This window comes from Pseudomonas sp. ADAK2 TE3594, from assembly GCF_053628675.1.
Window position 1 is genome coordinate 5,716,113 of record NZ_JBRJGV010000001.1, and the last position, 22,978, is coordinate 5,739,090.

Sequence of the window (22,978 nt, forward strand, 5' to 3'; positions counted from 1 at the left end):
CTACCAGCTTCGCTCGCAACTGGCGCGAGTAGCACTATGTCCCTCTGACCTGTGGAGCTTTTCCGTTATCACTTACTCCCGTCGCGGGGTAGAACGTGCGTGCCTGCAATTGCAGTCGGCAGGCGTGAATGTGTGCCTGCTGCTGTGCGGGTTGTGGCTGGAAGAGCGTGGAGTTACCTGCAACAAACAACGCTTGCAGCTGCTTCGCGATGTAGCCGGGCCTTGGGACGCGGATGTCGTGCAACCGTTGCGCGCCTTGCGCCTGCAATGGAAAGCCGCCGCTAGCGAGGATGCCGGGCTGAATGATTTGCGCGAACAGGTAAAGTCACTGGAGATGGAAGCCGAACGACATCTGTTGTCGCGGCTGGAACGATTGGCACAGAGTTGGCCGCAGTATGAGGAGACCGAACGAACGGCCTGGCTCGAAGGTGTGGCGGCGGGTGCCGCCCACCTGGACCGCGACGCGCTGCATCAGCTGCGCGTCGCGGCAACCGGCACTTAGGAAGCGCTGGTTGGGGTGGTGCTGGTGCTCGACGGTGCGGCTGGCGTTGGCGCAGGCGTGGTGGTCGAGGTGGTTGCTGCTGGAGCAGGCGAAGCCGATGCAGCGAGCGCTGGAGCCGGGGTAGCTGGCTTGGCAGCAGGTGCTGTAGTCGGCTTGGCAACGGCCGCCGGTTTTTTCACGGCAGGCTTGGCGGCAGGTTTTACCGCAGGCTTCGCAGCGGCTGGCTTGGCAGCAGCAGGTTTGGCTGCTGGTTTCGCAGCGGCAGGCTTGGCAGTAGCGGTTGGCTTAGCGGCGGCTGCGGGTTTCGCGGCAGCTGTTTTGGCAGCCGGTTTAGCGGCAGCTTTTGCAGCCGGTTTGACAGCAGGCTTGGCTGCGGCAGTTTTAGCTGCGACAGGTTTGGCAGCTGGCTTGGCAGCAGCAGCTTTAGCGGCTGGCTTGGCAGCAGCAGCTTTAGCGGCTGGCTTGGCAGCAGGTTTTGTCGCAGCAGTTTTAGCGGCTGGCTTGGCAGCAGGTTTTGCGGCCGATTTAGCAGCTGGTTTTGCAGCTGCAGTTTTCGCCACGGCCGGTTTCGCAGCAGCGGTTTTTGCAGCAGGTTTAACGGCAGCTGTTTTGGCAGCGGCAGGTTTGGCAGCCGTCGTTTTAGCCGCTGGTTTCGCAGCACTGGCAGCGACTGGTTTTTTCGCCGCCGGTTTTGCGGCAGGCTTGGCTGCGGCTTTCACCGGAGCTTTGGCAGCGGGCTTGGCCGATGCTTTTGCAGCAGCCGGTTTGGCAGCGGCTTTCTTCGCAGGTGCCGCGGCTGGCTTGGCCGAACGCAGGGACAACGCCTTGCCGACAGCCTCTTGGACACGACCGACACCCTGGGCCAGTTTCAGGCTTTCTTGAGCGTCGCGTTTGAGTTGCAGGATGTAGCTGCGCGTTTCGGACTGGCGATCCTTGAGGGCATCGAGCAAGTCCTCAAGTTCTTTCACCGCCTCCTTGGCCTTGGCTTGCGCCTTGGCTTTGCCGGCCGCCGCAGCGTCCTGCAATTTGGTCCGGGATTTGTGCAACTTTTCCTGTGCTTTTCCGCGCTGCTTTTCCAACTTGGCGAGCAGTTTTTCAGCATCAGCCAAGGCTTGGGAACAAGCGTTTTCCAAATGCTCGAGCAGGCTGCCCGAGAGTTGTTGGAGTAAGTGCAACGGAGTATTTACTGGCTTCTTGGTGGCCGACATGGTTTACCTCCTGGCTGACGTGAATGCGGCTCATACTAGACCTCTGCTGCAACCGCCGCTAGGGCATGTTGACAGTATCGAAAGCACTACGTTGCAACGAAGTAAAAATGTTCTGTGCTTGTGCAAAACCAGTTCACCTTTGAACGCATTCACACTGGCATAATCCTGCGCATCTCAGGTCGGAGAGTGCCCATGTCGCGCTACCTTTTTTTATCGCTGTGCGTGTTTTTTTCCGTGGCCCAGGCCACCGAAAAAACCGCCGCAAATGACGCTCACGATCTCGCTTACAGCTTGGGCGCAAGCCTTGGCGAACGCTTGCGCCAGGAAGTTCCGGATCTGCAACTTCAGGCCCTGCTCGAAGGTTTGCAGCAAGCCTATCAAGGCAAGCCGCTGGCACTGAAAGATGAGCGGATCGAACAGATTCTGGCCGAGCATGAAGCCCGGGTTGCCATGCAATCGCCTGTGCCGCAAAGCGAATTGGCTTTGGAAAACGAACGACGCTTTCTCGCCGAGGAAAAAGCCAAGCCCGGCGTTCGCGAACTGGCCGATGGAATACTGCTGACAGAGTTGGCGCCGGGCACCGGTGCCAAGGCCGGTCCAAATGGCAAGGTCCAGGTGCTGTATATCGGACGCCTGCCTGATGGTTCAGTGTTCGACCAGAACAGCCAACCGCAGTGGTTCAGTCTTGATAGCGTAATCACGGGCTGGCGCAGTGCGCTGCAAAACATGCCGGTCGGCGCGAAATGGCGCCTGGTGATTCCATCGGCCCAAGCCTATGGTGCCGACGGTGCCGGCGACCTGATCGCGCCGTTCACACCACTGGTATTCGAGGTCGAATTGCGTGGTGCTACAAGCTGAAACCCGGAAACGAAAAACGGCGCGCATAGCGCACCGTTTTGAGGGTGTTGCTGGATAAGGTTCAGGCCTGAACCGAGTCCTCTTCCTTGTGAGCGGTGTGCAGCACTTCGATCAGGCAATCTTCCAGTTCGAAGCGTTCATGTAACAAGCCACCCAGCTCCTTGAACTTCTCCGCGACACACTTACCGGCATCACACAGGTCGTTGAACGCCAGCAGCTTCTCGGTAATGACGTCGATGCGCGGGTAGATCGTCTCGGCCAACTCCAGACCGCGAGTATCACCAAACGCCTTGGCTTCGCCGGTCAGCTGTTCGTAGATCTCGAAATGCCCGGCAGACACGTAGTCGACCAGCACACCGCAGAATTCCTGCAACGGTTTTCGGTTCTCGCCCAAAGTTTCGGGCTTGGCGCCGAGAGCATCATAGGCCCGAACCAGTTCGTGACGCTCCTGCAACCAGCGATCGATCAGCAGATGCACTCCACCCCAGCGTTCCTGAGCATTCTGACAACTTTCGAGCATGGTGATTCTCTCTTCCCTTGTGGGTCATGCTGCTCTACACCTGTCGCACACTTGAAAATCAAGAATCGACCAGGCAGAGCGTCATTCGAGCAACATAAATCCAATGACACGTGCGGGCCAGATTATGCCCGCGCGCCTATGGCTTCAAGGTACGCAGGAGATAAAGTTCATACAAGTGTTTAATCGCCCGCCAGTACCCGGTGCGACGACTCGCCGCTGAGCGGTCGCTGACACGCGATCCAGACAAGGCGCAACAACTGATGCCCGCCCAGAATCATCATCGCAACGAAGAACAGCAGACTCCACTCCGGGATGCTCAGGTCGAACAGCGTCCAGGAAATTTCCGCGCAATCGGCGGTTCCTTTGAACATTCGCTGCACGACACACAGCCAGGGTGTACTGGCGAACAGATCGGTCAGATCAGGCGAGCATGCCGATAACTGATGCACGGGATCGCTCTGCAACACCACCTGCCGCCACGCAGTGATGGTCCCCGCCAGACTGCAGAGCAGACCCAGCAGCCAATACAGGAACGATCCGAAGCGACCAGGCCCCTGCACTGAAGCCACCAGGCAGACACCCGTGAGCAGCGCCAGGCAAACCCGCTGCAACAGGCATAACCCGCAAGGCTTGAGGCCGACCGCATATTCCAGGTAATAGGAAACGCCCAAGGCCAGGGCACCTGCAATGAAAACCATGAAAAACAAGGAGCGTGAGCAGGCCAAAGACATGGCTTTTCCGTAACAGTAGAGACAGACGGTTACGGTAGAGGAAAGCGCGGCAGCCTTTCAAGGCAGACCACCACGGACACTTCACCAGAAGTGTAGGGAATTCCCGACAGCGTCGAGAGGATTTGATGTAGTCCTCTGTAGGACTTTGCCGGCGAAGGATTACAACGCTGAAACAGTGGTGGATTCGAAGCGACTGCGCTCTTATAAAAACATCAAAAGATCGCAGCCTTCGGCAGCTCCTACATAAGGTCCGGCGCGGAAATCAGGCGTGAGCCGGCACCGGCAGCGGTGCCGCCAGCAAGCGCTCATCCAGCAGACCCAAGCCCTCCTGGAACAGCTGATTACTGCGTTCGGTATCACCCAGTTGCGCCAGCAACCGCGCCAGTTCGGCGCAGGCTTCAGGGTTGCGCTGCACACGCAGGCTGCTCTCCAGATAATCCCGGGCCTTGCCCCACAGACTGCCTTGCAGACACAAACGGCCTAACGTCAGCAGCAGGCCCGGGTCGGCCGGATGATCCTTGAGCCAACCCTCGGCGGTGTGCAGTTGCCTGGCAGGGTCGCTGCCGCGAACCAGTCCGTACAGGCGTGCCAGATGGCTGTCGTATTTGCGCTTGAGGGCTGCACGCAGGACTTCTTCGGCCTCGACCTGCGCGCCCAGTTGCCGCAATTGCTCGGCATAGGCCAGCACCAGTTGCGGTTCCTGGCGCTGAGCAGCGGTGAGTTGCTGCCAGGCGCGATTGAGCGATTGCAAACCGACCGTTCCGTCCTCTTCCCGGTGCGCCGCCAACGAAAGATTTTCACCCCAGGCCCGGCGTTCCAGCTCAGCCAGTTCGGCCGGCGGTAATACCTTGTCCTTGCGTAACTCCGGCAACAAGCGAATCACTGCCGACCAGTCGCCCCGCTGCTGAAGCAGGCGCTGCAACTGGCGCAGGGTCTGGACGTTATGAGGATGACGCTCGTGCATGGCTTGCAGGGTCACCAGCGCGCCTTCAGTGTCGCCGCGATCAGTCTGCAATTGGGCATGGTTCAAGGCAATCGCCAGCTCGGCCTGGGGCTGTCGCTCCAGAGCGCGCTCCAACAGGTTGTCGCTTTCCTCGTAGTGACCTTGTTCGTTCGCGGCGCGGGCGGCACCCAGGTAGTAGAGCAACGGCTGGCGCTCGGCTTCCGCTGCGCGATACAGATGACGCTGCGCGCTGGCCCAGCGGCCCTCGGCCAAATCCAGCTGACCATGTTCGATTGCCACTTGCACTCGTCGACTGCGATTGCGCCGTGACCATGGATTGACCACCCCACCGGAAGTCGTCACCAGTTCGACCAACGCCTTGATGCCCCAGAACACCAGCCACAGCACAGCCACCAGGGCCAGGGTGGCCCACAGGCTCGATTCGTAACGGAAGGTCTTATAGGCGATCAGCACATAGCCGGAATGTTCGGCAATCGCCAGCCCCAGCGCGGCGGCAGCGGCAATGACCACGAACACGATCACATAGAGGCGTTTCATGGCGTTGCCTCCTGCGCAGTGCTCGCGGCAGGTTTGGCCAAAGGTTTCACCGAGTCTTCGGCATTGACGTTGCGCCGCTCAAGGTAGCCCTGAACCGCACTCAACGTGCCCGTCAGATCTGGCGTGACCACCGTGACTGGCTGCTTGCTCAACTCGGCCACCTGCTCCAGCATGATTTTGCTCTGAGGGTTATCCGGGTTGAAGTTGCTCTTGAGCACGTCCCGCGCCTCGGCCAGCGCCTGGGTGTAAACCGCGGCCTGGCCATTAAGCGCTGCCCACTGTGCCTGCTCCAGCGCCAGGCTGAGAGCCAGACGCACCTGGCTCAGGCTCTGCCCTGCCAGCAACGGACGGACATTCTTGTCGGCGTTGAAATCGATGCGGATATAACGCGAGATCTGATCCCACCATTGCGCCCAGCGACTGGCACCGTCGCCATCGGCGGTCAGGCCCAGCAGTGATTCGCCACGGTCCTTGTACTCAGGCGCCAACTCGGTGAGGTTGATCACCTGATCGCGCAAGGCACCCAGTCGCAGGAACAACCCGGTGCGATCCGGCTGTTCGGTACTGCGCAGGGCTACCAGGGTTTTGGCCACTTGCTCGCGGGCGGCAAAAGCCCCCGGGTCGTTTTGTTCACGAAGAATTTCATCGGCGCCCTGCACCAGGGCCTGGGCACTGCTGATGTCCTGCAACGCCGACAGACGCAGGCTGGCCAGACGCAGCAGGTGCTCGGCTTCGGCCAGACGCCAGTCCTTGCGGCTTGCGCCGAGGACGGTTTCCAGGCGTTGATTCAGGCGTTGCTGATCGCCTTGGAGTTGAGTGACCAGACGACTGCGCGCGTCGAGTTCCTCGGCGGCCGGCATTTGCTCGAGGCGAGCCGTCAGGCGCTGCTCGTTGAGCTTCAGGCTCTGTGCCTGATCGTTCAACGCCTGTACCTGACTCAACTGTTGCTGGTTATTGGCTTGCAGGTGACGCACCTGCCAGACTCCCCAGCCACCCACGGCAACACCTGCCGCGCCCAACAGCAGCGCGACGATTGCCAACCCATTGCCTCGGCGCTGCTCAACAGCAGGTGGCGCAGTTTCAACCGGTGCATCAGCCGATGCATCAAGCACGGGCCGGACGTCATCTTTAGGCAAGGCTGTTTCGCTCACGTATCCATCCTTTGCATTAGAAAACGGGCACGGGGTGTTCCCGTAACGCCGCCAGCAAGGCCGCGGCACTGGCGCCACGACAATCCACAACTGTTTGGGCCCCGGCGGCACGTGCCAGCTCGGCGACCCTGGGGCTTGGAACAAACAACGGCAGCCGCACCATGCTCGGCCAGGCATCGCCAGCCAATTGGTGCAGGTGCTCAAAACCCTGTCCACTGCTGACCACCAGCCCGTTCAAGCGTTCCGCCTCGATCCGGTCAGACAGCGTTGCCGACGGGTACTGCGGCAAACCGCGTCGGTACAACTCCAGATACTCGACACTAGCACCAAGCTCGCGTAAACGCTCAGCCAGCAGCTCGCGCCCGCCCTCCCCGCGCAGGATCAGCACCCGCGGATCGGGGCCGGCGACAGCCTCGCGCAACGGCGCAAGCGCAAGCAAGGCTTCGCTGTCATCGCCGTCGACCGGGAAGCTCACATCCAGCCCACTATCCTCGAGAATCTGCGCCGTCGCCGCGCCCACGCTGAACCACTTCAGGCCCGGTGGCTGCGGCCAGTACTGGTTGAGCAGACTGACAGCGATTCTAGCGGCCGGTTTGCTGACCACGATCACCGCGCAATAGCTATCCAGGTTCTGAATCACTTCGCGCATTGTGTCAGAGGCGGGAATCGGCTCGATATCCAAAAGCGGCAAGCTGCTGCTGAAAACCCCCGCGTCGGCCAGCACACGGGCAAGCGCCGCCGATTCATCCGCAGGGCGCGTCAGCAACAGGCGCCAGCCAGTCACTCGTGCCCTGCCTCGCCATAGACTGCTTTCAGAATGTCGGCGGCGCCCTGGCTCAACAGGTCTTCGGCCACTTGCACACCCAAAGCCTCGGCATCGGCCCGTGGCGCCCGGGCCTCGGCGCTGAGCAACAGGCCGCCGCTCGGATCACCCACCAACCCACGCAACCAGATCTGCTCGCCTTCAAGCACGGCGTAGCAAGCGATTGGCACCTGGCAGCCGCCATTCAAATGTTTGTTGAGAGCACGTTCGGCCGTAACACGGATGGCCGTGTCCTGGTGATGCAGCGGCGCCAGCAGCGCGTGGATTTCAGTGTCGACGCTACGGCATTCGATACCCACCGCGCCCTGGCCGCCAGCCGGCAGGCTGTCTTCGACGCTGATGGCCGAGGTGATGCGGTCTTCGAAGCCCAAACGAATCAAACCCGCCGCGGCGAGGATGATGGCGTCGTATTCGCCGGCATCGAGCTTGGCCAGGCGAGTGTTGACGTTGCCGCGCAGGAAGCGGATTTCCAGGTCCGGACGGCGGGTCAGCAACTGCGCCTGGCGACGCAGGCTGGAGGTGCCGACGATGCTGCCTGACGGCAACTCATCCAGGCTGGTGTAGGTATTGGAGACAAAGGCATCGCGCGGGTCTTCGCGCTCGCAGATGCAGAACAGACCGAGGCCTTCGGGGAAGTCCATCGGCACGTCTTTCATGGAGTGCACGGCGATGTCGGCTTCGTTTTCCAACAGCGCAGTTTCCAGCTCCTTGACGAACAGGCCCTTGCCGCCGATTTTCGACAGCGGCGAATCAAGCAGCTTGTCGCCGCGACTGACCATGGGAACCAGCGTCACGAGCAGGCCCGGATGGGCCTGTTCCAGACGAGCCTTGACGTATTCGGCCTGCCACAGGGCGAGAGCACTTTTGCGGGTGGCGATGCGGATTTCGCGAGAGGACATGGATCAATCCGTACTGAATAGATACGGCAGATAATAACAGCTCAGCCAAATCCACTTTGACTTGTATCAGAAACTGCACGGCCTCCCTGGCCCTCAATGTCCGGTAATAAGATAGAAATCCGCCCTGAATGGCGGATTAAAGCTGTTGCATCATTTTTCGCACGCCGGCCACATGGCGTCGGCTGACGATCAGGGCATCACCGTTCAGGCCTTTGAGAAACAGCTGGAAATGCCCCAGGGGCGTGCGTTGCAGCCGCTCGATGCGTTCGCGAGCCACCAGTGCGTTGCGGTGGATCCGCACGAAACGGTCGCCAAATTCGTCTTCGAGAGCCTTGAGTGGTTCGTCGAGCAGCACTTCACCGCCTTCATGACGCAAGGTGACGTACTTGTGGTCGGCAATGAAGTAGACCACCTGACCCAGCGGAATCAGCTCGATGCCTTTTCGGGTGCGGGCGCTGATGTGGCTGCGCGGACCGCTACCGGTTTCGGCCGCCGGGCGAGTCAAGGCCGCGAGCTGGACGCGATTGGGTCGCTCGGCTTTCTTTAATGCTTCGTGTAACTGTTCTGTGCGCACTGGCTTCACCAGATAGCCCACGGCGCTGGCCTGTAGGGCTTCCACGGCAAATTCATCGGGCCCGGTGCAAAACACCACGGCGGGCGGGGTTTCGCGTTCGCACAATCGTGCAGCCACTTGCAGGCCATCGAGGCCCGGCATGCGAATATCGAGCAACACGATATCCGGTTTGTGACTGTCGATCAGTGCCAACGCCTCTTCGCCGTTCGTGGCGCTGGGCTCCAGGACATTGTATCCCTCGAGTTCGCCAACCATTCGGCTCAGGCGCTCGCGGGCCAGGGGGTCGTCATCAACGATCAGGACATTCATATTGCGCTGGATTCCTGCGTGAGTCTCGCACAAGGATAGCGTAGACAGGTGAAGTGACGTCCGTCACCGCGATCCACGCTAAGACTAGCGCGAGGGCCAAAAAGTGCCGCGAGACCGGCGGCTAAATTTTTATCTGCCGCGTGACTGGCGGTCCAGGCCCGCACTGGCGAGGCATCGCCGTAGAGTTTGCTGATACACAATATGAACACCCCTCTTCTCTCTATAGTCAGCTGCAGCATCGAGAAGTGCGCTGATCCTCTGTCCAACTGTAGACGGTTGCCGGGACGATATTGCTCAATTGAAAAATATCGTTGCGCAATTTCCGTATCGCTTGCTTCGAGCAGGGGTGGCGCGATAAGAAAAAAACCTGTCGACCAGTGTCAGCGACAGGATTGGCAACCCTGTTATTATCCGCGTCAGCGTTTCACGCCACCTTTCTTCAAGCCGATACGAGCGAATTCATGAGCACTGACAAGACCAATCAGTCCTGGGGCGGCCGCTTCAGTGAACCCGTCGACGCCTTCGTCGCCCGCTTCACCGCCTCCGTCACCTTCGACCAGCGCCTGTATCGCCACGACATCATGGGCTCGATCGCCCACGCCAGCATGCTGGCCAAGGTCGGCGTGCTGACCGATGCCGAGCGCGACAGCATCATCGATGGCCTGAACACCATCCAGGGTGAAATCGAGGCCGGCCAGTTCGACTGGCGCATCGACCTTGAAGACGTACACATGAACATCGAGGCGCGCCTGACCGACCGCATCGGCGTGACCGGTAAAAAGCTGCACACCGGCCGTAGCCGTAACGACCAGGTCGCCACCGACATCCGCCTGTGGCTGCGTGACGAGATCGACCTGATCCTGGGCGAAATCACCCGCCTGCAACAAGGCTTGCTGGAGCAGGCCGAGCGCGAAGCCGCCAGCATCATGCCGGGCTTCACTCACCTGCAAACCGCGCAGCCAGTGACCTTCGGGCATCACATGCTGGCCTGGTTCGAAATGCTCAGCCGCGACTACGAGCGTCTGGTCGACTGCCGCAAGCGCACCAACCGCATGCCGCTGGGCAGCGCCGCGCTGGCCGGCACCACTTACCCGATCGACCGCGAGTACACCGCTCAATTGCTGGGTTTCGACGCGGTCGGCGGCAACTCCCTGGACAACGTGTCCGATCGCGACTTCGCTATCGAATTCTGCTCGGCCGCGAGCATCGCGATGATGCACTTGTCGCGCTTCTCCGAAGAACTGGTGCTGTGGACCAGCGCGCAGTTCCAGTTCATCGATCTGCCGGACCGTTTCTGCACCGGCAGCTCGATCATGCCGCAAAAGAAAAACCCGGACGTGCCGGAACTGGTTCGCGGCAAGACTGGCCGGGTATTCGGCGCGTTGATGGGCTTGCTGACCCTGATGAAAGGCCAACCGCTGGCCTACAACAAGGACAACCAGGAAGACAAGGAACCGCTGTTCGACGCCGCCGACACCCTGCGCGATTCGCTGCGAGCCTTTGCCGACATGATCCCGGCGATCAAGCCGAAACACGCGATGATGCGCGAAGCAGCCCTGCGTGGTTTCTCCACCGCCACCGACCTGGCCGACTATCTGGTACGCCGTGGCCTGCCGTTCCGTGATTGCCACGAGATCGTTGGCCACGCGGTGAAGTATGGCGTGGACACCGGCAAGGATCTGGCGGAAATGAGCCTGGAAGAACTGCGCAAGTTCAGCGACCAGATCGAACAGGACGTATTTGCCGTGCTGACCCTGGAAGGCTCGGTGAATGCCCGTGACCATATCGGCGGAACTGCGCCGGCGCAGGTCAAGAAGGCTGTTGCTCGCGGCCAGGTGTTGCTCGCCAGCCGTTAAAAGCTTCGCGGGCAAGCCTCGCTCCTACAGGGGTTCTTGTGGGAGCGGGCTTGCTCGCGAAGGCATTCTCAAGATCGTTACACGTCTACTTTTTGGACGCGATCATCTCCAGGAACGCTGGCATCGCCGCCTCCTTGTCCTTTGCGATCCGCTGCACATGCGGGTTCTGCCCCAGACGCTCCAGCAGCGCCTTGGCCGCCGGCATCCCGGCCAACAGATCGATATCGAACAGCTTCTGCGCCACGGCACAGGCCATCGGCACGCTGTACAGAAAATACAAATCCGCAATGCTGAGACTGTCGCCCGCCACGTAAGGGGCGAACTTGCCATGCCTGCCCAGCGAGGCGAACCCCAGCAGCAGCTCAGTCTTGGTCTTGTCCTTGATCGCCTCCGGCACAGACATGCCGAAAAACGCTTCGGGGTAGCAGGCGCGCGCCGGCAGTTCGATGTACAACTCGATTTCCTTGGCCAACGCCAGCGCCTGCGCTCGCTCGAAGGGCTCGCTGGACAGCAGCGGCGTGCCTTTCTGGCTCTGCTCGAGGTACTCGAGAATCACGCTGGTTTCATTGATGAAACCTTGTTCGACGCCCAGCACCGGAACCTTTCCACGCGGGCTGATGGCTAGCGTCTCGGGGGTAGTGCCCGGGTAAAACGGCACCTCTTCAAACGGCAGTCCCTTCTCCAGCAACGCCAGCTTGACCATGTTGTAGTAGTTGCTGACGCAAAATCCATAAAGCTTGAGCATTACATAGCCTCCAGGCCGTGCAGGGGGTTGGCAGCGCCAGTTATAGAACGCCCGGGCACTTCTTGCCAGCAGCATCACAGCGCTGAATGCAGGTAAACTGGCCGCCTTAACTTGAGGAGCCTGCCATGAGCGAGCCAACTGATATCGAGATCGACGAAGAAGAGTTCGCCGAAAACACCCTGATCGAAGCCATCGAAAACCAGATCGAAAGCGATAACCCGCCAGCGGCCAAGGCGACCTTCAACAAGCTGACCCTGGTGGGTTACGAGCGTGAGGAAATCCTCAACCTGATGGCCCACGTGCTGGCGGTGGAAATCGACGCGATCCTCGAAGAAGACCGCGCGTTCAACACCGAATGGTACGAAACCGCGCTGCGCGCGCTGCCAGAGTTGCCGCCAGAAAAGAAATAAGCCAGCACCCCCTCCCCTGTAGGAGCGAGGCTTGCCCGCGAAGGCCTCACCGCGGTCTATCTGCAAAACCGCGTCACCGTTCTTCGCGGGCAAGCCTCGCTCCTACAGAAACCACCCCCGCTACCTGCACCACCCACCGGGGAATGCCCCCCAAGGCGAAAAAACCCTGTTACGAGCACTGGACATGCTGCGCGAGTGGGATCACCTTAGGAGCGCTATCGTCCAATTCCTAGAAAGTCTGGAGTCCTTATGTCGCTTACCCCTGAGTTGGTTGCCGAACTGGAAATCCTCGCCCTCTTCAACCTGGACAGTTCCCAGGAAGGTTTGAAAATTCATCAGACCGCTGCCCCGAAAGCCATTGCCGCTGCCCAAAGACTGTTCGACAAAGAATTGATCACCCAGCCCGATGGCGGTTATCTGACCAGCCTGGGGCGTGACGCTGCACAAAATGTGCAAACCGTTCTAACCATTCTGTCCGTGCGCGAAACAGCCTGAGCCTCACCGCATCGCCCACGGAAACCTCTGTCACGGGATTTCCGCGGGCACACTTTGGTGTCCGCTGTCGCCGTGTGATAACAACCCGACGCCAGAAATACAAAATCAGCTGAAAAGTCCCGGGGCCGAGGCGCTAAACTGCCCCTCACCCTGAGCCCTCCCACGTCCGAGCCCCGCGAGCCGGATTGAGCTGACATGACCCGCACCCATGAAATCCGCCCCGATCTGGACGAGGGAATCGACCGCAAGGTTCTCAGCCAGCTGCGCGCCCGTTTTCTGAAACTCAACGAAGGCCGCATGGCCCGTGCCATGGAAGGGTTGTCGACCCGCCAGCAAACGGTACTGACCCTGCTGCCGCTGTTTTTCCATGTCAATCATCCGCTGTTGCCGGGTTACGTTTCGGGTAGCACCCCGGCCGGGCTGTCGAATTTCGAACCTGATGCCAACACCCTCGCTGAAGCCCAGCGCCTGACCCGCTCGTTTTCCTACAGGCCGCGCCACGGCAGCAATCCTCCGCGACCGATTCACGGCCTGTTCCTGATGGGCAGCCTCGGCACCTTGGCCCAGGCCGATCAGAGCGATATGGACGTCTGGGTCTGTCACGGCCCGGACTTGAGCGAAAGCGAACTCACAGAACTGCGCAAGAAATGCCAGTTGCTTGAGGTATGGGCCGCCAGCCAGGGTGCCGAGGCACATTTCTTCCTGATCGACCCTGCTCGCTTCGTGCTCGGCGAGCGCGATACCCAACTGAGTTCGGAAGACTGCGGCACCACCCAGCACTACCTGCTGCTGGACGAGTTCTACCGCACCGCGATCTGGCTGGCCGGCCGTACACCCATCTGGTGGCTGGTGCCGGTTTATGAAGAGTCCGCGTACGACCGTTATACCCATACGCTGTTATCCAAACGCTTCATCCGTGCCGACGAGACTCTGGACCTGGGGCATCTGTCGTATATCCCGCCCGGGGAGTTCATCGGTGCCGGGCTCTGGCAATTGTTCAAGGGCATCGAGTCACCGTACAAATCAGTGCTCAAACTGCTGCTGACCGAGGTCTACGCCAGCGAACACCCCAAGGTCCAGTGCCTGAGCCTGCGTTTCAAGCAGGCGGTGTTTGCCAATCGACTGGACCTCGACGAACTGGATCCATACGTCGTGGTTTACCGGCGCATCGAGGAGTACCTCACAGCCCGGGGCGAACCGGAACGCCTGGAGCTGGTACGCCGCGCGCTGTACTTGAAGGTCAACCGCAAGCTCACCGGCAGCAGCGGTCGCACCCAGAGCTGGCAGCGTTCATTGCTCGAACGCCTGGCCAACGAATGGCATTGGGATCAGCGTCAGCTCGCATTGCTCGACAGCCGTAGTCAGTGGAAAGTCCGCCAGGTCAGCGCCGAACGCCGAGCCCTGGTTGGCGAGCTGAATTACAGCTACCGCTTCCTGACGCAGTTTGCCCGCAACGAACAGACCGTCGGCCTGATTAACAAGCGCGACCTCAATGTGCTGGGCCGGCGGTTGTACGCAGCCTTCGAGCGCAAGGCCGACAAGGTCGAATTCATCAACCCGGGCATCGCGCCCGATCTGGCCGAAGACACCTTGACGCTGGTGCAGGCACCCAACAAGAAAGAACCGGGGCAAACCCAATGGGGGTTGTACAACGGCAGCCTGACCGCCCACGAGTGGGAGCATTTCGCGCCAATCAAGCGCAGCCGCCAGCTGCTGGAACTGCTCACCTGGTGCCACCGCAACGGCGTGATCGACAGCAGCACACGCCTGGCCCTGCACCCCGGCACCAGCGACCTGAGCGAATTCGAACTGTTCAACCTGCTCGGCAGCCTGCAACAGAGCATCGCCCTGCCCCTGACCACTGTCGCCGAAGAGCCTTTGCTGCGCGCCAGTGTGCCGAGCGAAGTGTTGATTCTGGTGAACGTCGGCATCGACCCGCTCAAGCACCATCGCGACCTGAACATCCTGATGACCACCGAGCGCACCGACTCGCTGAGCTACGCCGGCGTGCGGGAAAACCTGGTGCTGACCCTGGATCAGGTCACGCTCAATAGCTGGAACGAGGTGCTGGTCAGCCGCTTTGACGGCCCCCACGCCCTGCTCGACTGCCTGCGCGATTACCTCAACAACCTGCCGGACGGGCCTCAACAGCCCAAGCTGCGGGTGCGTTGCTTCTGTCACAACCGCGCACAATTCATTGCCCGACGGGTCGAAGAAATCCTCGACACCGCGCAGAACCTGCTGCTGAGCAAACTCAATCATCGTTACCTGATTCAGGTCCAGCAGCACTACCACGTGCTGGAGCTGGTGCCGGGCCAAGTCAATCACGTCGCCCTCGCCACTCTGCCGGCGCTGTTCGACTACCTCGGCGAAGAACTGGCGAGCTACAGCCCGTTTCATCTGGACCCGATGGCATTGGAAGACAACGACCTGGCGCTGATCCTGCCCATGGGGCAACCCGACTGCGTTCAGGTGTTCTACCGGATCAACGAACACCAGGCCGATGTGTATGTACTGGATGAATTCAATGCCTTGTGGCAGCAGCGTTTGCCTTATCACGACGAACAAAGCCTGTTGGTGCCGCTGCAACGCTTCCTGCAATCGATCCAGTACCGGCGCGATGCCTTGCTGCCGATGGACGCCGCCCAGCCACTGAGTCTGGACACGTTGTATTACCAGTTGTTGCCTTCAGGTAGCTCACGAGCGCGTCGGGTCGAAGCCCGGCCAGCACCACAAACGCCGGTCAACAAACCGTTCTATGACGTGCAGGCGATCGTCGGCAAAGCCGCACCAGGGCAGGTGCAGGTCACTCTGTATTGCAATCAGCGGGAATTTTCAGAGCTGGAACATGGCGACGAACTGTTCAGCGTAGTCGCCCGGGAAATCGTCGAGCAGCGCCGCGAGACTGAACGCTATCGCTGCTACATCACCGACCTGGACCTGTCGGGCCTGCTCGGTGATGGTCAGGGTTCAAGCCATCTGTATCTGCGCTACAAGGCCGACCTGGAGCGCGCCTTGAACGAAGCGCTCGAGCAGGTCTGAAGGGATATCATTCCGGGAAAGCGCCGCCATTGGCAGGCTGCGACTCGACTTCCAGCAGGGTCAGTTTGAGGGTCTTGCCACCCGGAGCCGGCCAGTCGATGTGCTGGCCGACTTTCAGGCCCAGCAAAGCACTGCCCACCGGCGCCAGAATGGAAATCCGGCCTTCGTCGGCGTTGGCATCCTTGGGGTAAACCAGGGTCAGGTGATAGTCCTTGCCGCTGCTTTCTTCACGGCAATGCACACGGGAATTCATGGTCACGACATCGGCGGGCACTTCCTCGTGACCGACCAGGGTATCGGCGCGATCCAGTTCGGTTTGCAACGCGATAACGCCCGGCAGCGTGTCATCCAGGCTGTCGATCAGGCGCTCCAGACGTTGTACGTCCAGACGGGTAAGGGTGATGGAAGGTGCGGTCATGATCAGGGCAGACTCCTTTCTTCTGCACGAAAAAAGCAAAACCCCGCCAGAAAAAGGCGGGGTTTTCACGAGCCTCGATGGGTTGAGGCGTATCTGGACACTATCACAGCTCAATAAATATACAAGTGAGGCCCAACACCGCCCCTTCCGGCTTATCGGGAAACCCTGTGGCGAGGGGGCTTGCCCCCGTTCGGCTGCGTAGCAGTCGTGAGCTTTTTGGGGCCGCTTCGCGACCCAACGGGGGCAAGCCCCCTCGCCACAAAAAAGCGCCGTTACCCAATAGAGTGATCAGACCGCAGATTTTCGCTGAACAGCCTGCGCACAAATCACTCGCCGCCGCTCATCGTCGGCCGAACGCCATTCGCGAATGTCTTCGACATGGCGAAAACACCCCAGGCAGACCTTCTGCTCATCCAGCCGACACACACCGCTGCACGGCGAAGGCACCGCCGGGCTGACATTGCTGTAAAGCGGTTTGGGCGGACGAACGGGGGCGGGCTGGGTCACGATCTCACAGACCTTCGAAATCGAGTTCGACGTCGGCTTGCTGCTTGACGATGCGTTCGAGCATTTCGCCCAGTTGCTCGTCGCTCTTGTCGCACATCCAGCGTTTGCTCTCTTCGTCATAATCAAAATGGAAGCCACCCGACACGGCCGCCAGCCACAGCTGACGCAGCGGCTCCTGACGACTGAAGATCAATTGGCTGCCGCTTTCGAACTTGACGGTGAGCACACCGGCCGAGCTCTCCAGATCGATATCCAGGCCACTCTCGTCGAAAATATCCTCCAGCGTCTGCTGGGTTGCATCGACCAGGTCGTGGAAACGGGCTTCGGTCAAACTCATTGCGGGAACCTCAAAAAGTGTCTACTCACGCTCAAGCGCCGCAAGATACGGGCGAGCCCCGGTGATTGCAAAGGATAACGATCAAGCACCGATATCGATATGGTAGCGCTGTACCTGTGGGAGCGGGCTTGCTCGCGAAGGGGCCAGCACATCCAACATGTTTGTTGACTGAACCAACGCCTTCGCGGGCAAGCCCGCTCCCACAGGGATTGCACCTCGCCGGACAACATCCGGCCAAGCCCCGCCGGACGGGAGCCCCGTCGCATAGGCAAGCTGCCGGGTGGCCGGTATACTCCGGCGCAATTAACGCATTTTCAAGGATTTCGCCATGAAGCGCCTGATCTCTTCCCTTGCTGCGCTCGCTTCGCTCGTCGCTTTTGTCAGCTTATTATCGGCCTGTGGTCAAAAAGGCCCGCTGTACCTGCCCGATGAAAATCAAGACCCTGCAGAGCAAGCCAAATCGTCGCAGCAGACTCCGTCGAAAGCACACAAGCACGACGTCTACCAATAAGGGAACGCCATGGACGCTTTTAACTACCGTGACGGTGAGCTGTTCGCGGAAGGTGTTGCCCTGTCCGCCATCGCCGAGCGCTTTGGTACACCGACCTACGTCTACTCCCGTGCCCACATCGAAGCCCAGTACCTGGCTTACGCCGATGCGCTGGCCGGCATGCCGCACCTGGTCTGCTTTGCGGTCAAGGCCAACTCCAACCTGGGTGTACTGAATGTCCTGGCGCGTTTGGGCGCCGGTTTCGACATCGTTTCCCGTGGCGAGCTGGAACGCGTACTGGCCGCTGGTGGCAGCGCCGACAAGATCGTGTTCTCCGGTGTCGGCAAGACCCGTGACGACATGCGTCGTGCGCTGGAAGTCGGCGTGCACTGCTTCAACGTCGAGTCCACCGATGAGCTGGAACGTCTGCAAGTGGTCGCCGCCGAGCTGGGCGTTCGCGCGCCGATCTCGCTGCGCGTGAACCCGGATGTCGACGCTGGCACCCACCCGTACATTTCCACTGGTCTTAAAGAGAACAAGTTCGGCATCGCCATCGCCGACGCCGAAGACGTGTACATCCGCGCCGCACAACTGCCTAACCTGGAAGTGGTCGGCGTCGATTGTCACATCGGCTCACAACTGACCACCCTGCCGCCTTTCGTCGATGCCCTCGACCGCCTGTTGGGCCTGGTCGACCGCCTCGGCGATTGCGGCATCTACCTGCGCCACATCGATCTCGGTGGTGGTTTGGGCGTGCGTTATCGCGATGAAGAGCCGCCATTGGCTGCCGACTACATCAAAGCCGTGCGCGAGCGTCTCGATGGTCGTGACCTGGCGCTGGTGTTCGAGCCGGGCCGTTTTATCGTCGCCAACGCCGGCGTGCTGCTGACCCAGGTCGAGTACCTCAAGCACACCGAACACAAAGACTTCGCCATCGTCGACGCGGCCATGAACGACCTGATCCGCCCGGCGCTGTATCAAGCCTGGATGGACGTCACCGCCGTGCGCCCGCGCAACAGCGCCGCTCGCGCCTACGACATCGTCGGCCCGATCTGCGAAACCGGCGACTTCCTGGCCAAGGATCGTCAACTGGCCCTGGAAGAAGGCGATCTGTTGGCCGTGCATTCGGCCGGTGCCTATGGGTTTGTCATGAGTTCCAACTACAACACCCGCGGCCGTGCCGCTGAAGTGCTGGTGGACGGTGATCAGGCATTTGAAGTGCGTCGCCGTGAGACGGTAGCCGAGTTGTTTGCTGGCGAAAGCCTGCTGCCGGAGTAAAACCATGCTGCTGCGTTTTACCAAGATGCACGGCCTGGGCAATGACTTCATGGTTCTCGACCTGGTCAGCCAGCACGCGCACATCCTGCCAAAACACGCAAAGCTTTGGGGCGATCGGCACACGGGGATCGGTTTCGACCAGTTGCTGATCGTTGAGGCGCCCAGCAACCCGGATGTGGATTTCCGCTATCGGATATTCAACGCCGACGGCTCCGAAGTGGAACAGTGCGGCAACGGTGCGCGCTGCTTCGCCCGCTTCGTGCTCGACAAGCGCCTGACCGCCAAGCGGCTGATTCGCGTCGAGACCAAAAGCGGCATCATCGAACTGGACATCCGCAACGATGGCCAGATCAGCGTCAACATGGGCGCCCCGCGCCTGGTGCCGGCCGAGATTCCGTTCCAAGCCCCGAACCAGGCCCTGAGCTATCAAGTCGACGTCGACGGCACCACGGTCGAACTGGCCGCGGTGTCCATGGGCAACCCCCATGCCGTGTTGCGGGTCAGCGACATCAACAACGCACCGGTGCATGAACTGGGACCGAAAATCGAACATCACCCGCGCTTCCCGGCACGGGTCAATGTCGGTTTTCTCCAGGTAATCGACCGGAGCCGTGCGCAGTTGCGCGTCTGGGAACGCGGGGCCGGGGAAACCCAGGCGTGCGGAACCGGCGCCTGTGCTGCTGCAGTGGCCGCGATCAGCCAGGGGTGGATGGATTCGCCGCTATTGATCGACCTGCCCGGCGGGCGTCTGTCCATTGAATGGGCAGGCCCAGGCCAACCGGTCATGATGACCGGCCCGGCAGTGCGCGTATACGAAGGACAAGTGCGTCTTTGAGTGAGCGAAATCCATGACCGACAAACCCCAGGTTCCCGCCCTACAGCCCGACGAATCCCCTTCCGAAAGCCTTGAGGCGGCGGCGATTGCCGCGTACCTGGAGGCTCATCCGGATTTCTTCATCGAGCACGAAGAACTGCTCCCGGCGCTGCGCATTCCGCACCAGCGCGGCGACACCATTTCGCTGGTCGAACGCCAGATGACGATTCTGCGCGACCGCAATATCGAGTTGCGTCATCGCCTCTCGCACTTGATGGACGTGGCCCGGGACAACGATCGACTCTTCGACAAGACACGCCGCCTGATTCTCGCGCTGATGGACGCCACCAGCCTGGAAGATGTGGTGATCAGCGTCGAAGACAGTCTGCGCCAGGACTTCCAGGTGCCCTTCGTCAGCCTGATTCTGCTGGGTGACAACCCTATGCCGGTAGGCCGCTGGGTGACCCATGCCGACGCGCAAACGGCCATCGGCGGTTTGCTCTCGGAAGACAAAAGCGTCAGCGGCAGCCTGCGTGAGCATGAACTGGACTTCCTGTTCGGCGAAGAACAGCGCAAGCAGATCGGCTCCACCGCTGTTGTCGCCATCAGTCACCAAGGCATCCACGGTGTCCTGGCCATCGCCAGCCGCGATCCGCAGCACTACAAGAGCTCGGTGGGCACGCTGTTTTTGAGTTACATCGCCGAAGTCATGGGCCGCGTGCTGCCACGGGTCAACAGCTCCTTGCGCTCGGTACGCTGACCATGGAACGACAACTGGACGCTTACTGCGAACACCTGCGCAGTGAGCGGCAGGTGTCGCCTCACACGCTGTACGCCTACCGCCGCGACCTCGACAAAGTGCTGGGCTGGTGCGTCAAACAGAACATCAGCAGTTGGGCTGCGCTGGACATCCAGCGCCTGCGCAGCCTGATCGCTCGCCTGCATGCCCAAGGTCAATCGTCCCGTAGCCTGGCGCGCCTGCTCTCGGCGGTGCGCGGGCTCTATCACTATCTAAACCGCGAAGGTCTGTGCGATCACGACCCCGCCAATGGCCTGGCACCGCCCAAGGGCGAACGCCGCCTGCCGAAAACCCTCGACACCGACCGCGCACTGCAACTGCTCGAGGGCGCGGTAGAGGACGATTTTCTGGCGCGTCGGGATCAGGCGATTCTGGAACTGTTCTATTCCTCCGGCTTGCGGCTTTCGGAACTGACCGGGCTCAATCTTGATCAGCTGGATCTGGCTGACGGCATGGTCCAGGTGCTCGGCAAGGGCAGCAAGACTCGACTGTTGCCAGTGGGCAAAAAGGCTCGCGAAGCGCTGGAGCTATGGTTGCCTTTGCGGACAATGACCAACCCGGCGGACGACGCAGTGTTTGTCAGCCAGCAAGGCCGGCGCCTCGGTCCGCGAGCGATTCAGGTACGGATCAAGGCTGCCGGCGAGCGCGAACTGGGGCAGAACCTGCACCCGCACATGTTGCGACACTCCTTCGCCAGCCATTTGCTGGAGTCCTCTCAGGACTTGCGGGCGGTGCAGGAACTGCTCGGCCACTCGGACATCAAGACCACCCAGATCTACACCCACCTGGACTTCCAGCACCTGGCGACGGTCTACGACAGCGCCCATCCACGGGCCAAACGCATTAAAGGCGATGATTCATGACCATCCAATTGATCACCTTCGACCTCGACGACACCCTGTGGGACACCGCCCCGGTGATCGCCAGCGCCGAAGTCGTTTTGCGGGAATGGCTGACCGAGCATGCACCGAACCTGGGCGCGGTACCGGTGGAACACCTGTGGTCGATTCGCGAGCGAGTGCTGAGCCACGAACCGAGCCTCAAGCACCGCATCAGTGCCTTGCGTCGGCGGGTGTTGTTCCATGCGCTGGAAGAAGCCGGTTATGGACATACCGAAGCATCCGACCTGGCCGATCAGGGTTTTGAAGTGTTTCTGCATGCGCGGCATCAGATCGAAGTGTTTCCTGAAGTCGAGCCGACGCTGGAGACGCTGGCCAAGCATTACGCCTTAGGCGTGGTTACCAACGGCAATGCCGATGTGCGTCGATTGGGGCTGGCGGATTACTTCAAGTTTGCCCTGTGCGCCGAAGACATCGGCATCGCCAAGCCGGATGCGCGACTGTTTCATGAAGCGCTGCAGCGTGGCGGCGCCACCGCCGAAACAGCGGTGCATATTGGCGACCATCCGGGGGACGACATTGCCGGCGCCCAGCAGGCGGGCTTGCGGGCGATCTGGTTTAACCCGGCGGGCAAGGTGTGGGAAGCACAGACGGCACCGGATGCCGAGATTCGTAGTTTGACCGAGTTGCCGGGGTTGTTGGCGCGGTGGAATACCCAACACTGACCTGAGTACACACATACCCCTGTGGGAGCGAGCCTGCTCGCGATAGCGGTCTGTCAGCCAACATCAATATTGAATGTGACGGCTTCATCGCGAGCAGGCTCGCTCCCACATTGGATCGCGCCCTGCCCAAGACTTTTGCTCCGCCCATGAAAAAGCCCGCAGCGACGGCGGGCTTTTTCAGCAAGCAAGAAGCAGGCGCTTAGATAGGCCGGCTGCCGTACTTGTTATCAGGCTTCTTGGGAGGATCGGCGACCACATTGGCCTCCACTTCCTGCACCTTGCCGCCCCGTGCCAGAAACTCTTCCATGGCCTTGGCCAGGGCATCGCGTTCCTTGTTCTTGGCTTCGACGCTCGGCAGCTCATCGACCGATACCGCAGCCTTGACCTTGCCTTTGGCAGTCGGAACGGGCGTATCACCGCCGTCATCTTCAGCGACGTCTTCTGCCGCCGCTTCAAGGCCTTCTTCGGTTTCGTCTTCGTCGCCTACTTCGAGGTCGTCGTTTTCCAGATCATCGTCGCTCATGTTCTACCTCATGACTTGCGAAAAGCAGATTAGTTATAGCCCAGCTTTGCCGTCTGTCGACGGCTGCCGGAAAAAAATCAACCACCGCTGGTAACCAGCGGTTTTATTCCCCTTCACCGTGCACGGTGGCGAGGACTTTACGGGCACCGCCATGATCACGGTGCTCGCCCAGATAAACACCTTGCCAGGTCCCCAACGCCAGTCGGCCTGCCGAGATCGGCAAACTGAGCTGACAGCCAAGTACGCTGGCCTTGAAGTGCGCCGGGAGGTCGTCCAGGCCTTCGTCGTTATGCTCATAGCCGTCTGTTCCTTGTGGGATCAGACGATTGAAAAATCGTTCGAAGTCGCGACGTACCGCCGGATCGGCGTTCTCGTTGATGGTCAACGACGCCGAGGTATGCTGTAGCCACAAATGCAACAGACCGACCCGACACGCCTTGAGTTCAGGCAAGCCGGCGAGTAATTCGTCCGTTACCAGATGAAAGCCCCGGGGCCGTGCCCGCAGGGTAATCAGAGTCTGTTGCCACATACAGTTCTCCGCACGTTCGGGGCGCATTCTAGCGCGCTCTGGAAAAAAACAAAGGCCCTAATATTCCTTCAATCGTGTAAGCCATTGGCCGTAGA

General features: G+C 60.5%; 26 protein-coding genes. 12 read left to right on the forward strand and 14 right to left on the reverse strand.

What is annotated here, in order from left to right:
• Positions 1 to 19: 19 nt before the first annotated feature.
• Entirely contained in the window at positions 20 to 502 is a 483-nt protein-coding gene (locus tag AB7M22_RS25740; RefSeq protein WP_454188859.1) for a TIGR02444 family protein, read from the forward strand.
• Here AB7M22_RS25740 and AB7M22_RS25745 read toward each other — a convergent pair.
• A complete protein-coding gene (locus AB7M22_RS25745; protein ID WP_454188169.1) occupies positions 499 to 1,710 on the reverse strand; it encodes an AlgP family protein in 1,212 nt (403 codons plus the stop codon). The two genes, AB7M22_RS25740 and AB7M22_RS25745, sit on opposite strands and share 4 nt — an antisense overlap.
• A gap of 192 nt (positions 1,711 to 1,902) precedes the next feature.
• Here AB7M22_RS25745 and AB7M22_RS25750 point away from each other — a divergent pair, with 192 nt between their 5' ends.
• Positions 1,903 to 2,568 (forward strand): FKBP-type peptidyl-prolyl cis-trans isomerase, encoded by a 666-nt coding sequence (locus tag AB7M22_RS25750; RefSeq protein WP_008006744.1) that lies wholly within the window; start codon positions 1,903 to 1,905, stop codon positions 2,566 to 2,568.
• Positions 2,569 to 2,629: 61 nt separating this feature from the next.
• On the opposite strand, the gene rsd is transcribed toward AB7M22_RS25750, so the two are convergent.
• From rsd to AB7M22_RS25785, 7 genes are all read right to left on the reverse strand, one after another.
• On the reverse strand, positions 2,630 to 3,088 hold the full coding sequence (rsd, locus tag AB7M22_RS25755) for a sigma D regulator (protein ID WP_454188170.1): 459 nt from the start codon (positions 3,086 to 3,088) through the stop codon (positions 2,630 to 2,632).
• A gap of 179 nt (positions 3,089 to 3,267) precedes the next feature.
• The gene (locus AB7M22_RS25760; RefSeq protein WP_008006746.1) at positions 3,268 to 3,819 is read right to left on the reverse strand and encodes a disulfide bond formation protein B; all 552 of its coding nucleotides are present in this window, start codon (positions 3,817 to 3,819) and stop codon (positions 3,268 to 3,270) included.
• 262 nt (positions 3,820 to 4,081) lie between these two features.
• On the reverse strand, positions 4,082 to 5,320 hold the full coding sequence (locus AB7M22_RS25765) for a heme biosynthesis HemY N-terminal domain-containing protein (protein WP_454188171.1): 1,239 nt from the start codon (positions 5,318 to 5,320) through the stop codon (positions 4,082 to 4,084).
• Positions 5,317 to 6,471, reverse strand: a complete 1,155-nt coding sequence (locus tag AB7M22_RS25770; RefSeq protein ID WP_454188172.1) for a uroporphyrinogen-III C-methyltransferase — start codon at positions 6,469 to 6,471, stop codon at positions 5,317 to 5,319. Before AB7M22_RS25770 ends, AB7M22_RS25765 begins: the two co-directional genes overlap by 4 nt.
• 16 nt (positions 6,472 to 6,487) lie before the next feature.
• A complete protein-coding gene (locus AB7M22_RS25775) occupies positions 6,488 to 7,255 on the reverse strand; it encodes a uroporphyrinogen-III synthase (protein ID WP_454188173.1) in 768 nt (255 codons plus the stop codon).
• A complete protein-coding gene (gene hemC, locus AB7M22_RS25780; RefSeq protein ID WP_454188174.1) occupies positions 7,252 to 8,193 on the reverse strand; it encodes a hydroxymethylbilane synthase in 942 nt (313 codons plus the stop codon). The genes AB7M22_RS25775 and hemC overlap by 4 nt, the downstream gene beginning before the upstream one ends.
• Positions 8,194 to 8,329: 136 nt before the next feature.
• Positions 8,330 to 9,076 (reverse strand): LytR/AlgR family response regulator transcription factor, encoded by a 747-nt coding sequence (locus AB7M22_RS25785; RefSeq protein ID WP_007941588.1) that lies wholly within the window; start codon positions 9,074 to 9,076, stop codon positions 8,330 to 8,332.
• A 461-nt stretch (positions 9,077 to 9,537) separates the two neighbouring features.
• Here AB7M22_RS25785 and argH point away from each other — a divergent pair, with 461 nt between their 5' ends.
• Complete coding sequence (argH, locus tag AB7M22_RS25790; RefSeq protein ID WP_454188175.1) at positions 9,538 to 10,932, forward strand: argininosuccinate lyase; 1,395 nt, start codon at positions 9,538 to 9,540, stop codon at positions 10,930 to 10,932.
• Positions 10,933 to 11,017: 85 nt separating this feature from the next.
• Here argH and AB7M22_RS25795 read toward each other — a convergent pair whose 3' ends face one another.
• The gene (locus AB7M22_RS25795; RefSeq protein ID WP_454188176.1) at positions 11,018 to 11,677 is read right to left on the reverse strand and encodes a glutathione S-transferase family protein; all 660 of its coding nucleotides are present in this window, start codon (positions 11,675 to 11,677) and stop codon (positions 11,018 to 11,020) included.
• A gap of 125 nt (positions 11,678 to 11,802) precedes the next feature.
• Between AB7M22_RS25795 and AB7M22_RS25800 the strand changes: the two genes are divergently transcribed.
• From AB7M22_RS25800 to AB7M22_RS25810, 3 genes are all read left to right on the forward strand, one after another.
• Complete coding sequence (locus AB7M22_RS25800; RefSeq protein WP_007894899.1) at positions 11,803 to 12,087, forward strand: hypothetical protein; 285 nt, start codon at positions 11,803 to 11,805, stop codon at positions 12,085 to 12,087.
• Positions 12,088 to 12,336: 249 nt separating this feature from the next.
• The gene (locus AB7M22_RS25805) at positions 12,337 to 12,582 is read left to right on the forward strand and encodes a TIGR02647 family protein (protein ID WP_007894898.1); all 246 of its coding nucleotides are present in this window, start codon (positions 12,337 to 12,339) and stop codon (positions 12,580 to 12,582) included.
• Positions 12,583 to 12,777: 195 nt separating this feature from the next.
• Positions 12,778 to 15,624 carry a class I adenylate cyclase gene (locus AB7M22_RS25810; RefSeq protein WP_454188177.1) on the forward strand — a complete coding sequence of 949 codons (2,847 nt, stop codon included), beginning with the start codon at positions 12,778 to 12,780 and terminating at the stop codon, positions 15,622 to 15,624.
• Between the two features lie 7 nt (positions 15,625 to 15,631).
• Here AB7M22_RS25810 and rnk read toward each other — a convergent pair whose 3' ends face one another.
• The 3 genes from rnk to cyaY all read right to left on the reverse strand — a co-directional run bounded on the left by rnk (position 15,632) and on the right by cyaY (position 16,886).
• Positions 15,632 to 16,042: a nucleoside diphosphate kinase regulator gene (gene rnk / locus AB7M22_RS25815; protein ID WP_454188178.1), complete on the reverse strand. Its 411-nt coding sequence runs from the start codon at positions 16,040 to 16,042 to the stop codon at positions 15,632 to 15,634.
• Positions 16,043 to 16,330: 288 nt separating this feature from the next.
• The gene (locus tag AB7M22_RS25820; protein WP_081501249.1) at positions 16,331 to 16,549 is read right to left on the reverse strand and encodes a DUF1289 domain-containing protein; all 219 of its coding nucleotides are present in this window, start codon (positions 16,547 to 16,549) and stop codon (positions 16,331 to 16,333) included.
• 4 nt (positions 16,550 to 16,553) lie between these two features.
• Positions 16,554 to 16,886, reverse strand: coding sequence for an iron donor protein CyaY (gene cyaY, locus AB7M22_RS25825; RefSeq protein WP_008007543.1), 333 nt, complete (start codon positions 16,884 to 16,886; stop codon positions 16,554 to 16,556).
• Between the two features lie 328 nt (positions 16,887 to 17,214).
• Between cyaY and lptM the strand changes: the two genes are divergently transcribed.
• The 6 genes from lptM to AB7M22_RS25855 are packed head-to-tail and all read left to right on the forward strand — an operon-like array spanning position 17,215 to position 21,831.
• Positions 17,215 to 17,397: an LPS translocon maturation chaperone LptM gene (gene lptM, locus AB7M22_RS25830; RefSeq protein ID WP_007894883.1), complete on the forward strand. Its 183-nt coding sequence runs from the start codon at positions 17,215 to 17,217 to the stop codon at positions 17,395 to 17,397.
• A 9-nt stretch (positions 17,398 to 17,406) separates the two neighbouring features.
• A complete protein-coding gene (gene lysA, locus AB7M22_RS25835) occupies positions 17,407 to 18,654 on the forward strand; it encodes a diaminopimelate decarboxylase (protein WP_454188179.1) in 1,248 nt (415 codons plus the stop codon).
• Positions 18,655 to 18,658: 4 nt separating this feature from the next.
• Positions 18,659 to 19,489, forward strand: coding sequence for a diaminopimelate epimerase (gene dapF, locus AB7M22_RS25840; protein WP_007894879.1), 831 nt, complete (start codon positions 18,659 to 18,661; stop codon positions 19,487 to 19,489).
• Positions 19,490 to 19,502: 13 nt separating this feature from the next.
• Positions 19,503 to 20,228 carry a DUF484 family protein gene (locus AB7M22_RS25845; protein WP_007894877.1) on the forward strand — a complete coding sequence of 242 codons (726 nt, stop codon included), beginning with the start codon at positions 19,503 to 19,505 and terminating at the stop codon, positions 20,226 to 20,228.
• A gap of 2 nt (positions 20,229 to 20,230) precedes the next feature.
• Positions 20,231 to 21,130 carry a tyrosine recombinase XerC gene (gene xerC, locus AB7M22_RS25850; RefSeq protein WP_454188180.1) on the forward strand — a complete coding sequence of 300 codons (900 nt, stop codon included), beginning with the start codon at positions 20,231 to 20,233 and terminating at the stop codon, positions 21,128 to 21,130.
• Positions 21,127 to 21,831, forward strand: a complete 705-nt coding sequence (locus tag AB7M22_RS25855; protein ID WP_454188181.1) for an HAD family hydrolase — start codon at positions 21,127 to 21,129, stop codon at positions 21,829 to 21,831. Before xerC ends, AB7M22_RS25855 begins: the two co-directional genes overlap by 4 nt.
• Positions 21,832 to 22,030: 199 nt before the next feature.
• Here AB7M22_RS25855 and sutA read toward each other — a convergent pair whose 3' ends face one another.
• Together sutA and AB7M22_RS25865 are read right to left on the reverse strand one after the other, a co-directional pair.
• Complete coding sequence (gene sutA, locus AB7M22_RS25860; RefSeq protein ID WP_007894873.1) at positions 22,031 to 22,354, reverse strand: transcriptional regulator SutA; 324 nt, start codon at positions 22,352 to 22,354, stop codon at positions 22,031 to 22,033.
• Between the two features lie 103 nt (positions 22,355 to 22,457).
• Entirely contained in the window at positions 22,458 to 22,883 is a 426-nt protein-coding gene (locus tag AB7M22_RS25865) for a secondary thiamine-phosphate synthase enzyme YjbQ (protein ID WP_007894872.1), read from the reverse strand.
• Positions 22,884 to 22,978 lie beyond the last annotated feature (95 nt).